At 65.4% G+C, this 12,211-nt stretch carries 8 protein-coding genes and 1 tRNA gene; 5 read left to right on the top strand and 4 right to left on the bottom strand.

All coding sequences use genetic code 11. The features are described 5' to 3' along the window. The first annotated feature begins 3 nt into the window (after positions 1-3). The 3 genes from glnL to AB3X96_RS24715 all read left to right on the top strand — a co-directional run bounded on the left by glnL (position 4) and on the right by AB3X96_RS24715 (position 4,967). A complete protein-coding gene (glnL, locus tag AB3X96_RS24725) occupies positions 4-1,146 on the top strand; it encodes a nitrogen regulation protein NR(II) (protein WP_176124098.1) in 1,143 nt (380 codons plus the stop codon). A 36-nt stretch (positions 1,147-1,182) separates the two neighbouring features. Then, the gene (ntrC, locus tag AB3X96_RS24720; RefSeq protein WP_176108161.1) at positions 1,183-2,721 is read left to right on the top strand and encodes a nitrogen regulation protein NR(I); all 1,539 of its coding nucleotides are present in this window, start codon (positions 1,183-1,185) and stop codon (positions 2,719-2,721) included. A 140-nt stretch (positions 2,722-2,861) separates the two neighbouring features. After that, positions 2,862-4,967, top strand: a complete 2,106-nt coding sequence (locus AB3X96_RS24715) for a prolyl oligopeptidase family protein (RefSeq protein ID WP_368591784.1) — start codon at positions 2,862-2,864, stop codon at positions 4,965-4,967. A gap of 51 nt (positions 4,968-5,018) precedes the next feature. Here the strand turns inward: AB3X96_RS24715 and xth are convergent, their stop codons facing one another. Beyond that, positions 5,019-5,795: an exodeoxyribonuclease III gene (xth, locus tag AB3X96_RS24710; protein WP_368591783.1), complete on the bottom strand. Its 777-nt coding sequence runs from the start codon at positions 5,793-5,795 to the stop codon at positions 5,019-5,021. A 260-nt stretch (positions 5,796-6,055) separates the two neighbouring features. Here xth and AB3X96_RS24705 point away from each other — a divergent pair. Continuing rightward, positions 6,056-6,132 (top strand) — tRNA-Met (locus tag AB3X96_RS24705). A 147-nt stretch (positions 6,133-6,279) separates the two neighbouring features. On the opposite strand, the gene AB3X96_RS24700 is transcribed toward AB3X96_RS24705, so the two are convergent. Continuing rightward, positions 6,280-6,981 carry an aspartate/glutamate racemase family protein gene (locus AB3X96_RS24700; RefSeq protein WP_368591782.1) on the bottom strand — a complete coding sequence of 234 codons (702 nt, stop codon included), beginning with the start codon at positions 6,979-6,981 and terminating at the stop codon, positions 6,280-6,282. Between the two features lie 163 nt (positions 6,982-7,144). On the opposite strand from AB3X96_RS24700, the gene AB3X96_RS24695 reads away from it, so the two are divergent. Beyond that, positions 7,145-8,446: an amidohydrolase family protein gene (locus tag AB3X96_RS24695; RefSeq protein ID WP_368591781.1), complete on the top strand. Its 1,302-nt coding sequence runs from the start codon at positions 7,145-7,147 to the stop codon at positions 8,444-8,446. A gap of 74 nt (positions 8,447-8,520) precedes the next feature. Here AB3X96_RS24695 and AB3X96_RS24690 read toward each other — a convergent pair whose 3' ends face one another. Then, complete coding sequence (locus tag AB3X96_RS24690) at positions 8,521-10,626, bottom strand: M3 family metallopeptidase (protein WP_368591780.1); 2,106 nt, start codon at positions 10,624-10,626, stop codon at positions 8,521-8,523. Between the two features lie 320 nt (positions 10,627-10,946). Continuing rightward, positions 10,947-11,810 (bottom strand): bifunctional methylenetetrahydrofolate dehydrogenase/methenyltetrahydrofolate cyclohydrolase FolD, encoded by an 864-nt coding sequence (gene folD / locus AB3X96_RS24685; RefSeq protein ID WP_176124105.1) that lies wholly within the window; start codon positions 11,808-11,810, stop codon positions 10,947-10,949. Positions 11,811-12,211: the final 401 nt, after the last annotated feature.

Here is a 12,211-nt window from a genome sequence, read left to right as displayed (position 1 = left end):
AAGATGGTTCTCAAGAATCTGATCAAGGCAAGGAAAGGACACGAACAGACGCTGTCGGATGACGCGCAGCTCGTGAGCTCTGGCTTGCTGCCAGGCTTCGAGGCGTTGCCCACCGTCGTGCTGGTGCTCGAGAAGCGCACGCTGCGCGTCGCGTTCGCGAATCCGTCGGCGGAGTCGATGCTGGAGATGTCGCGCAAGCAGCTCACGCAGATGGCGTGGCCGGACATCTTCTCGAATGCGGACGAACTGGTCGCGACGATCACCGCGATCGCCGCGCACCGTTTTCACGCGACGCATCTGGACGCCGTGCTCGAGCGTCCCGGCCACGAGCCGCTGCACGTGCATGCGATCGTCGGCTTTCTGGAAAGCGCGCAGGACTACGTGTTGCTCGAACTGTTCGAGAACGAGCGGCATCTGCGCACCGACCGCGAAGAGCGCATCAACGACCTGACGGCCGTCAACAAGCATCTGATCCGCAATCTCGCGCACGAAATCAAGAATCCGCTCGGCGGCATTCGCGGCGCCGCGCAACTGCTCGAATTCGAACTCGGCGAGCGTCAGCGCGACGAGTTGCGCGAATACACCCAGGTCATCATCAAGGAATCGGACCGGCTGCAGACGCTGGTCGACCGCCTGCTCGAACCGCACCGGCATCCGCATATCGTCGGCGACGTGAATATTCACGAGGTGTGCGAGCGTGTGCGTCAGGTGATTCTCGCGGAATTTCCGCGCGGCCTGACGATCGAGCGCGACTACGACGTCAGCGTGCCGGATCTGCGCGGCGACAAGGAGCAGCTGATCCAGGCGCTGCTGAACATCGTGCGCAATGCGGCCGAGGCGTTGCGCGAGCGGATCTCGCAGGGCGATGCGCGCATCGAGTTGCGTACGCGCATCGCGCGCAAGGTCACGATTTCAAAACGCCTGTGCAAGCTGGCATTGGACTTGCATATCGTCGACAACGGCCCAGGCATTCCGGAAGAGATTCGCGACCGCATTTTCTATCCGCTCGTATCGGGGCGCGAGGACGGTAGCGGTCTCGGTCTAACGCTTGCGCAGACCTTCGTGCAGCAGCACGAAGGTCTGATCGAGGTGGACAGCCGGCCGGGCCATACCGAGTTTCAGATTCTGCTGCCGCTCGACCTCTAGCTACCACAAGCACCTCAAGACTTCTGACCGAACCATATGAAGCCGATCTGGATAGTAGACGACGATCAATCAATTCGCTGGGTGCTCGAGAAAGCGCTGGCGCGCGAGAACTTCGCGACGCGCAGCTTCGCCAACGTGCGCGAAGCGTCGGCCGCGCTCGATCACGACAGCCCGCAGGTGCTGGTCTCCGATATCCGCATGCCCGGCGGCTCCGGGCTGGAGCTGCTGCAAACCGTCCGCGACAAGGTGCCCGGCTTGCCGGTCATCATCATGACCGCGTTCTCGGATCTCGATAGCGCGGTGGCCGCATTCCAGGGCGGTGCGTTCGAGTATCTGGCGAAGCCGTTCGATGTCGACAAGGCCGTCGAGCTGATTCGCCGCGCGGTCGACGAAAGCATGCGTGGCGAGCAGACGTGGGACGAGCGCGTCGCCGAAGCGCCCGAGATGCTCGGCCAGGCACCCGCGATGCAGGACATGTTTCGCGCGATCGGTCGCCTGTCGCATTCGGCGGCCACCGTGCTCATTACCGGCGAATCAGGCACCGGGAAGGAACTGGTCGCGCGTGCGCTGCACCGACATAGCCCACGCGCGAACGGCCCCTTCATCGCGTTGAACACGGCCGCGATTCCGAAGGATCTGCTGGAGTCCGAACTGTTCGGTCATGAGCGTGGGGCCTTCACCGGCGCGCAGGCGATGCGCCAGGGACGCTTCGAACAGGCCGAGAACGGCACGCTGTTTCTCGACGAAATCGGCGACATGCCGTTCGATCTGCAGACGCGCCTGTTGCGCGTGCTGTCGGACGGACAGTTCTATCGCGTGGGCGGCCACAATCCGCTGCGCGCGAATGTGCGCGTGATCGCGGCGACACACCAGAATCTCGAAGCGCGCGTGCGGCAGGGGCTGTTTCGCGAGGACCTGTATCACCGTCTGAACGTGATCCGCCTGCGCTTGCCCGCGTTGCGCGAGCGTAGCGAGGACATTCCTCTGCTGACGCGACATTTCCTGCAGAAGAGCGCGCGTGATCTCGGCGTCGAACCGAAGCGCGTGTCCGACGAGGCGCTCGCGTATCTGGCGTCGCTGCCGTTTCCGGGCAACGTGCGGCAACTCGAGAATCTCGCGAACTGGCTCACGGTGATGGCGCCCGCGCAGACGATCGAAATCAAGGATCTGCCGCCCGATCTCGGGCCCGCGCACAGCGGCGGGAGCGAGCCCGGTGCGGGCGCCGCCGCGGGCGCGACGACGGATGGCGCCGTGACGATCAATACGGGATTCACGGTCGGTGCGCCGCTCGCTGGAGCGAACGCCAGCACGCTCGTGCATCCGGTCGGTGCGGGCGGTGCGTCGGTCGCCACCGCGCTGAGCGCATGGGAAGGCGGCCTGCGCACCGAAGTCGCGCGCATGCTGCGCGAGAACGCGGCCGACGTGATGGACGAACTCGCGCGCCGCTTCGAAGCGGCCGTGATCCGCGAGGCGCTCGACTTCACGCGCGGCCGCAAGGTCGAGGCGGCCGAGCGGCTCGGTATCGGGCGCAATACGATTACGCGCAAGATTCAGGAGCTCAATCTCGAGCCTTGATGCGGTCGTATTGAGCGATCCTGCATCGCAGGCGAGGGCGGCTCAGGCCGCCTTCGTCGTTTCTGCATCGCGCGTTGCGGCAAACCGGCAACTGTCGTGCACGAGGCATAATCAACGCTGTTCCGATCCGACAGCCGACGATGCCAGCTTCTCCCGCTTCTCCCGCCCCGTTCGAGTGGCCGCTTTCCCCCGATCCTTTCCTGTCGCTCGAAGAGCTGTACGACACCGACGCACTCGCATGGGTCGACGCGCAGAATGCGCGCACCCGTGCGGCGTGGTGCAGCGGCGCGTCGTTCGACGCGCTCAGACGCCGGCTCGCCGATGCCTATCTGCCGCGCGAGCGCCCGGTGATTCCGGATCGCTGGAAGGACTGGGCCTACGATCTGTGGCAGGACGCGAGCAATCCGCGCAGCATCTGGCGACGCACCGCGTGGGCCGCATGGCGCGCCGGCGCGCCGGTGTGGCAGAACCTGCTCGATTTCGACGCGCTCGGCGCGGCCGAAGGCACACCGTGGGTGTGCGTCGATCTCGACATCCTTTATCCGGACGGCGACCGCGCGCTGATCACGATGTCGCCGGGCGGCTCGGACGCGCTCGTCGTGCGCGAGTTCGATCTCGACGCGCGGCGTTTCATTGACGATGGTTTCGCGATAGCGAAGGCGGGCAAGCACACGGTGTCGTGGATCGATCGCGATACGCTGTACGTTGGCTGGGACAACGGGCGCAAGACGCTGACGCGTTCCGGTTATCCACGCGACGTGCGGCGCTGGACCCGTGGCACCGCGCTCGCCGACGCGCCCGTCGTGTTTCGCGGCGAGTTCGACGACATCGGCGTGGAGGCGAACTACGATCCGCTCGATCGCCGGCATACGGTGACGAGCAGCGTCGACTTTTTCGATTCGCACACCTATTACCTCGACCACATCAGCGATGCCTGGCATCGTTACGAGGTGCCGTCGCATGTCGCGGTGGGGGCGTGGCAGGGCTGGCTGCTGCTGGAGCCACGGCTCGACTGGGACGGCAATCGCGCGCGCTATCCTGGCGGCGCGCTGCTCGCGATTCGCGAGGACGCGTTTTTGCGCGGCGAGCGCGACGTGACGCCGCTTTTCACGCCGACACCGCTGACCTCGGCCTGCGACTGGTCGCATACGCGCCATCATCTGATCGTGTCGTATCTCGACGACGTACGCGCCAAGACGCTGATCTGGACGCCTTCGCAGCGCGAGGACGGCACGTGGCACTGGCGCGAGCGCGTGTTTGCGTCGCGCGGCGACGCGCAGGTCGATGTGTCGCCGGTCGAGTCGACGCTGAACGACGAAGTGTTCGTCGACACCGACGATTATCTGCAACCGCCTGCCTACTGGCTCTCCGATCTCGCGCGCGACGAGCCCGGCGAATGGGAGTTGCTCGACCGTTGGCCGACGCAGTTCGACGCGACGAGCGTTGCCGTGACGCGCGGCCACGCGGTATCGGCCGATGGCACGCGCATACCGTACACGGTGATTGGGCCGAAGGAAGCACCGTCATCGCCGGGCGATCGACAACCGACGCGTCCGTGTCTGCTGAGCGGCTACGGCGGCTTCGCGATTCCGCTGTTGCCGAGCTATCTGACGGGGCAGGGCATCGGCTGGCTCGAACGCGGCGGCGTGTACGTGGTCGCACATATTCGCGGCGGCGGCGAGTTCGGCACGCGCTGGCACACGGCGGCGCAGGGAGAAAATCGCCAGCGCGCGTTCGATGATTTCATCGCGGTCGCCGAAGCGCTGATCGCGAGAGGCGTGACGAGCGCCGCGCAGCTCGGCATTCAGGGCGGCAGCAACGGCGGTCTGCTGGTGGCCGCTTGCATGGTGCAGCGGCCGGAGCTATTCGGCGCGGTCGTGTGCGAGGTGCCGTTGCTCGATATGAGCCGATATCACCTGCTGCACGCGGGCGCATCGTGGATCGACGAGTACGGCGACCCGGACGAACCCGATGAAGCGCGCACGCTTGCCGCGTATTCGCCGTATCACAACCTCGCGGCGGGCGTCGCGTATCCGCCGGTGCTATTCATGACGTCGACCGCCGACGATCGCGTGCATCCCGGCCACGCACGCAAGATGGCCGCGCGCATGCAGGCGCTGGGCGCGCAGAACGTGTGGTACCGGGAGAATACGGAAGGCGGACACGGCGGCTCCGATGAGCTGGAGCAGGCCGAGCATGATGCGATGGTGTTCGAGTTCTTGTGGGGTGTGCTGGGCGACGCTTGAAGCAATAGTGGAGCGAGGCCGCACTGCCTCGCTTCGTGGCTGTGTTCCGGATCAACCGAGCTGCGCGAACACCGGCGCGTGATCCGACGGCTGCTCCCATTTGCGCGGCACCTTGTCGATGTCGCACGCCTTGCAGATGTCGGACAGCGCCTTCGACAGCAGGATGTGATCGATGCGCAACCCCGCGTTGCGACGGAACGCCATCATCCGGTAGTCCCACCACGAATAGATTTTTTCCTGCTGCTCGAACTGGCGGAAGGCGTCGAGCAGACCGAGGCCGATCAGCCGCACGAACGCGGCGCGCTCTTCGGGCGACACCAGATTCTGACCTTCCCATGCCTTCGGGTCGTGCACATCGCGATCTTCGGGCGCGATGTTGTAGTCGCCGAGCAGCGCGAGCTTCGGATGCAGTGTCATCTCGGTTGCGAGCCAGTCGTGCAGCGCGTCGAGCCAGCGTAGCTTGTACGCGAACTTGTCGGTGCCGGGCGCCTGACCGTTGGGGAAATACGCGGAGATGATGCGCACGCCGTCGACGGTCGCCGCGATCACGCGCTGCTGCGGGTCCTCGAAACCGGGGATGTTGCGCACGATGCTGGTTTCGTCGACGTTCAACCCTTCGCGCACCAGAATCCCGACACCGTTATACGTTTTCTGACCCGCGTACCAGCTTCGATAGCCGACCGCCTCGAGTTCGGCGCGCGGAAACTTTTCGTCGGGGAGCTTCAGTTCCTGCAGGCACAGCACGTCGGTGCCGCTGCTCGCGAGCCAGTCGATGACGTGCTGCTGGCGGACTTTGAGGGAGTTGACGTTCCAGGTGGCGATTTTCACGAAAATATCCGGTGCGTGCGTGATGAGAGCGAGGCCGATTATAGCGGGGGCCTCGCCGGTCAAAGTCGGCGACATTCTACTTGCTGTGTGCGTCGCGCCATGCGTGGAATACGAGGCTGCGCCGCATCTCTTGCGCTCACGGCGCATGCTCATGCGTGTTCATCGAGGCTCGAATCTCATCGCGACGACGTCGTTCGGTAAATGTTCTGCGCATAGGTTTGACGTTTTGCTAGCAAGCTTATATAATCTTTTTTCTCTGACGCGGGGTGGAGCAGTCTGGCAGCTCGTCGGGCTCATAACCCGAAGGTCGTAGGTTCAAATCCTACCCCCGCAACCAAAGCATTGTTGAAAGCCCGCATCGCGCAAGCCATGCGGGCTTTTTGACTTTCAGCGCTTCGTTTCGCTTGTGGTGCTCGCTGCGTATGGCGCACGCGCGCTTGAACAGACGCAACAGGATTCGCGCGCGATCGAAGCCTCTAACCCATCACCACTCCGCTCCAATCGCCCACTCCACCGCGGCCTGCGCATGCAACGCAGTCGTGTCGAACACAGGCAGCAGCGAATCTTCCGGCTTGATCAGCAGCGTGATCTCCGTGCACCCGAGTATCACCGCCTGCGCGCCACGCGCGGCCAGATGTTCGATCACGCGTTGATAGACCTTGCGCGACGCGTCGTCCACGTTACCGTGGCATAGCTCGTCGTAAATGATGCGGTGCACGTCCGCGCGTTCATCGTCATCAGGCACGAGCGTGTCGAGTCCATAGCGATCGCGCAGCCGGCCCGTATAGAACGTCTGCTCCATTGTGTAGCGCGTGCCGAGCAGGCCCACGCGCTCGATGCCCGCCGCGCGCAACGCGGCGCCGGTCGGATCGGCGATGTGCAGGAATGGCACCGTGATCGCCCGCTCGATCGATTCGTACACGCGATGCATCGTGTTCGTCGCAAGAATCACGAGATCGGCCCCACCGCGTTCGAGCTGGCGCGCGGCGTCGGCCATCTGTTCGCCGAGCGCTTGCCAGTCGCCGGCGCGCTGATTCGCCTCGATCGACGCGAAATCGACGGTCAGCAGCAGACTGCGTGCGTTGTGATGACCGCCGAGCCGCACCTTCGCGTGGCGATTCAGCAGCCGGTAATACTCGCTGGACGACTCCCAGCTCATTCCGCCGATCACGCCGATCGTTTTCATCTGTACGCTCCGTCAATGCATGGCCGAAACGGCGAGTATAGGCGCGTCGCATCGCACGCAGCCGATACGGATTGCCGCGCGTGCGCCGGTACGCATCGGCGCCCGCATTATTCTGGCGCCGATAGAATCGTAGCGAGTCCAAACGCGATCAACCGGAGCGAACATGGATCTGATCATCCGCCGCGCGGCGCTGCCGCGCAGTGCCGCACAGCTGTCCTCGCATCACCCGTCCCCAGTCGACATCGGCATCGCCGCGGGTCGCATCGTCGCGGTCGAGCCGAACCTGGCCGTGAGCGCGCGCGACGAAATCGACGCGGCCAGTTCGCTCGTCACGCCGCCTTTCGTCGATCCGCATTTCCATATGGATGCGACGCTGTCTTACGGTTTGCCGCGCGTGAACGCGTCGGGCACGCTGCTCGAAGGCATCGCGCTATGGGGCGAGTTGAAGCCCGAGCTCACGCAGCAAGCGTTGATCGAACGCGCGATGCAGTATTGCGACTGGGCCGTCGCGCGCGGGCTGCTCGCGATCCGCAGCCACGTCGACGTGTGCGATCCGCGTCTGCTCGCGGTCGAAGCACTCCTCGAAGTGAAGCGCCGCGTCGCGCCGTATCTCGATCTGCAACTGGTCGCTTTCCCGCAGGACGGTCTGCTGCGCAGCGCCGGCGCGTTCGACAACCTGAAGCGCGCGATCGGCATGGGCGTCGACGTGGTCGGCGGCATTCCGCATTTCGAGCGCACGATGGCCGACGGCGCGCAGTCGGTGCGCATGCTGTGCGAGTACGCGGCCGGGCAGGGTCTGCGCGTCGACATGCATTGCGACGAATCGGACGATCCGCTGTCGCGCCACATCGAAACGCTCGCGGCCGAAACCCATCGGCTCGGCTTGCACGGACGCGTCACCGGTTCGCACCTGACGTCGATGCATTCGATGGACAACTACTACGTGAGCAAGCTGTTGCCGCTGATGCGCGAGTCGGGCGTCGCGGCGATCGCCAATCCGCTCATCAACATCACGCTGCAAGGCCGCAGCGACACGTACCCGAAACGGCGCGGCATGATGCGAGTGCCGGAAATGTTGGCAGCGGGCATCACGGTCGCATTCGGCCACGACTGCGTGATGGACCCGTGGTACAGCCTCGGCTCGGCCGACATGCTCGAAGTCGCGCAGATGGGCCTGCATGTTGCGCAGATGACCAGCGTCGACGGCATGCACGCCTGTTTCGACGCGGTGACCGTGAACGCCGCGCGCATTCTCGGTCTGGAAGACTACGGCATCGCGCCCGGATGCGCGGCCAATCTCGTCGTGCTCGATGCGCGCGACGAGATCGAGGCGATCCGCCTGCGCGCCGCGCGGCTCGCGGTGGTGAGCCGGGGCAGGGTGGTGAGCCGCGCGCCGGCCGCGCGCGCGTCGTTATCGCTCGAAGGGCGGCCTGAACAGGTCGATTTCAAGCTGCATCGCGCGTAGCGCGGTATTTCGCGGATGAATGAAAAAACCGGCGGCCCGCTCGCGCAGACCGCCGGTTTTTCTATTGGCATCGCTCAGTGTGCGGCACCCGGCGCCATGCCGTTATGCCGCAGCAGCGCATCGATATTCGGTTCGCGGCCGCGGAACGCCTTGAACGATTCCATCGCCGGACGGCTGCCGCCCACTTCGAGAATCTCGCGACGATAGCGCATGCCGGTCGACTGATCGAGCACGCTGCCCGCGGCTTGCGCGGCTTCTTCGAATGCCGCGTACGCATCGGCCGAGAGCACTTCCGCCCACTTGTAGCTGTAGTAGCCGGCCGCGTAACCGCCCGCGAAAATATGGCTGAACGTATTCGGCCAGCGCGAGAACGGCGCTTGCGGCACGACGTGGAAGCGTTCGTTGATTTCGCGCGCGAGGTCGTTGGCGCTCTTCGCACCGTTCGCATCGAAGCCGGTATGCAGTTGCATGTCGAACATCGAGAACACGATCTGCCGCAGCGTGCCGAGACCGCTCTGGAAGTTCTTCGCGGCGAGCATCTTGTCGAACAGATCACGCGGCAGCGACTTTCCGGTATCGACGTGCGAGGTCATGTCGGACAGCACGTCCCATTCCCAGCAGAAGTTCTCCATGAACTGCGACGGCAGTTCGACCGCATCCCATTCGACGCCGTTGATTCCCGACACGCCGAGCTCATCGACGCGCGTCAGCATGTGATGCAAGCCGTGGCCGAACTCGTGGAACAGCGTGATCACTTCGTCGTGCGTGAAGCAGGCGGGCTTGCCGCCGACCGGCGCTGAAAAATTGCACGTCAGGTACGCGACCGGCGTTTGCACCGCGCCGTGCGCGAGCTTATGACGGCCGCGCGCGTCGTCCATCCAGGCGCCGCCGCGCTTGCCTTCGCGTGCATACAGGTCGAGATAGAACTGCGCGACGAGGCCGCCGTCCTGATTCTCGACGCGGAAAAAACGCACGTCCGGATGCCAGACCGCTGCCTCGTCGCGGCGGATGCGCACACCGAACAGCGTCTCGGTGACCTTGAACAGACCCTTGAACACCGCGTCTTCCGGGAAGTACTGCTTCACTTCGTTTTCCGAGAACGAATAGCGCTTCTGGCGCAGACGCTCGGCGGCGAACGTCATGTCCCACGGCTGCAGATCGGCCATGCCGAGTTCGCTCGCGGCGAATTCGCGCAGCTCCTTCCAGTCCTGCTCCGCATGCGGACGCGCGCGCTTCGCGAGGTCTTCGAGGAAGGCCATCACCTGAGCCGGCGATTCGGCCATCTTCGGCGCGAGCGACACTTCGGCGAAGTTGCCGTAGCCGAGCATCTGCGCTTCTTCGGCGCGCAGCTTCAGTTCGTCGGCGAGCACCTGGGTGTTGTCCCACTCGGTCTTGCCGTTGCCGTATTGCGCGCCGAGCTCGGACGCGCGGGTCACGTACGCGCGATACATCGCTTCGCGCATCGGACGGTTTTCCGAGTACTGCATGACCGGGAAATACGACGGGAAGTGCAGCGTGAACTTATAGCCGGTCTTGCCGTCGCGCTCGGCGGCTTCCTTCGCGGCTTCGATCACGTCTTCCGGAAGGCCCGCCAGTTGCGCCTCGTCGCCCGCATCGACGATGTACGCATACGCGTTGGTCGCATCGAGCACGTGATCCGAAAACGCCTTCGACAGCGCCGCCTGGCGCTCCTGCAATTCTGCGAAACGCGGCTTCTGGTCTTCCGGCAGCTCGGCGCCGGACAGGCGGAAGTCGCGCAGCGCGTTGCTGAGGATCTTCTTGCGTTCGCCGTTCAGCGATGCAAACTCGTCGCTCGCGTTCAATGCCTTGTACTTCTCGTAGAGCGCGAGATTCTGGCCGACGCTCGACCAGAACTCGGTCACGCGCGGCAGGTTGTCGCCGTACACGGCGCGCAGCTCGGGCGTATCGGCGACGGCATTCAGATGGCCGATCACGCTCCACGCGCGCGACAGCGGCTCGGTGGCGCGCTCGACCGGTTCGACGACGTCGGCCCACGACGCGGGCGTGACCGGCAGCGCGGCACGCTCGACGGCGGCCGCCGCGTCGGCGAGCAGCACGTCGAGGGCGGGCGTCACATGCTCGGGTCGGATGGAGCCAAAGCGCGGCAGATCGGAAAAATCGAGGAGCGGGTTGTCTTGAGGCGTGGTGGTGGTGGACATAGGGCTTCCTGTCTGACGCGGGTGAAGGGGGCGGTGCGGCGGCGCTCGCGCGAGCCGTCTCGTGGCGTGTCGCTCGACGATCGGCGCACGGCGCGCGGCGGCACCGGCAAAGGACAGTATTGGGGCGGGAGGCGCCGATTCCAATCCATCGGCTGACAAATTAACAGATGTTGCGGTGCGCTGGCGCGCGTTGGGGCGGGGTGTCGGCCGCGGGATCTGGCGGCGCGGTGATGAGCGGGGCTGCGAGAGAGGGGGGGTGATGAGCCCGTGGACGAGGCGGAAGAGTCACCTCACTCCGCCTCGCACTGATCGCCCGGCGCTTACGCCTTGGCCGCGTCCGCCTCGCGCTCGGCCGCTTCGATCGTGTTGACGAGCAGCATCGTGATCGTCATCGGGCCGACGCCGCCCGGCACCGGCGTGATATGGCCGGCCACTTCCTTGACACCCGCGAAGTCGACGTCGCCGCACAGCTTGCCGGCGTCGTCGCGATTCATGCCGACGTCGATCACGGTCGCGCCCGGCTTCACCATGTCGGCGGTCAGGATGTTGCGCAGACCGGTCGCGGCGACCACGACATCGGCGTTGCGCGTGTGCGCGGCCAGATCGCGCGTCTTGCTATGGCAGATCGTAACGGTCGCGCCCGCTTCGAGCAGCAGCAGCGCCATCGGCTTGCCGACGATGTTCGAGCGGCCGATCACCACCGCGTTGGCGCCCTTCAGCTCGATGCCGTAGGCCTCGAACATTTTCATCACGCCGTACGGCGTGCACGGACGGAACAGCGGCTGGCCGGTCAGGAGCGCGCCCGCGTTGGCGACGTGGAAACCGTCGACGTCCTTCTCGGGCGCGATCGCCTCGATCACCTTGTGGCTGTCGATGTGCTTCGGCAGCGGCAGTTGCACGAGGATGCCGTGGATGGCTGGGTCGCGGTTCAGCTCGTCGATGCGCGCGAGCAGGTCGGCTTCGGGCAGGTCGGCCGGATAGCGGTCGAACGACGAGCCGAGGCCGTTGTCGTGGCAGGCTTTCACCTTGTTGCGCACATACACTTCGCTGGCCGGATTGTCGCCGACCAGAATCACGGCGAGGCCCGGCTGATGGCCGCGGGCGGTCAGGGCTGCGGCGCGCGCCGCGACGTCGGCGCGCAGGGTCTTGGAGAGGGCGAGGCCGTCGATCAGTTTGGCAGTCATGGTCGGTCGAACGTTGAGTCGAGGTTGGGATCGGGAATCGATTCGGGGCAGGCGGTTTTGGCTGGCGGGGCGAAGCGCTCGCGCGGAGGGGGCGCGCGACGGCGTGCTTCGGCTGCTTGACGAAGCCGGGTCGCCCTGCGACAGGCGCGTTACCGGTTCGGGCAAGGCGCCGCTGCAAAGTCCGACATTATACCGGCGCGGAAGGCGCGCTTCCGCAGCGGATTCGGGGCCCGTGTCGCGAGCGGAAGCGTACGGGAGGGGAGGGGGCGGGACGTGTGACGGCAAGAAAGCGCAACGCGGGCGGCGGGGCAGGCCGCTCGCACGCCACGCGCACGCCGGGCCCGGCGACGCTCACGCCGTCACGAACCGGCGACGCAACTGCCACTCATGGCGGTCACGCA

It is taken from the genome of Paraburkholderia sp. BR13439, from assembly GCF_040948805.1.
GTDB classification, from domain to species: domain Bacteria; phylum Pseudomonadota; class Gammaproteobacteria; order Burkholderiales; family Burkholderiaceae; genus Paraburkholderia; species Paraburkholderia youngii.
The sequence above is the reverse complement of the archived record's forward strand: the minus strand, read 5'-3'. Positions and strand labels throughout refer to the sequence as shown.

What these genes read in the sequence shown, in the direction of transcription:
- glnL (WP_176124098.1), top strand. Translation starts at nt 4, where the DNA reads ATGGTTCTCAAGAATCTGATCAAGGCAAGGAAAGGACACGAACAGACG.
- ntrC (WP_176108161.1), top strand. Translation starts at nt 1,183, where the DNA reads ATGAAGCCGATCTGGATAGTAGACGACGATCAATCAATTCGCTGGGTG.
- AB3X96_RS24700 (WP_368591782.1), bottom strand. Translation starts at nt 6,981, where the DNA reads ATGAAAACGATCGGCGTGATCGGCGGAATGAGCTGGGAGTCGTCCAGC.
- AB3X96_RS24695 (WP_368591781.1), top strand. Translation starts at nt 7,145, where the DNA reads ATGGATCTGATCATCCGCCGCGCGGCGCTGCCGCGCAGTGCCGCACAG.
- folD (WP_176124105.1), bottom strand. Translation starts at nt 11,810, where the DNA reads ATGACTGCCAAACTGATCGACGGCCTCGCCCTCTCCAAGACCCTGCGC.
- AB3X96_RS24690 (WP_368591780.1), bottom strand. Translation starts at nt 10,626, where the DNA reads ATGTCCACCACCACCACGCCTCAAGACAACCCGCTCCTCGATTTTTCC.
- AB3X96_RS24715 (WP_368591784.1), top strand. Translation starts at nt 2,862, where the DNA reads ATGCCAGCTTCTCCCGCTTCTCCCGCCCCGTTCGAGTGGCCGCTTTCC.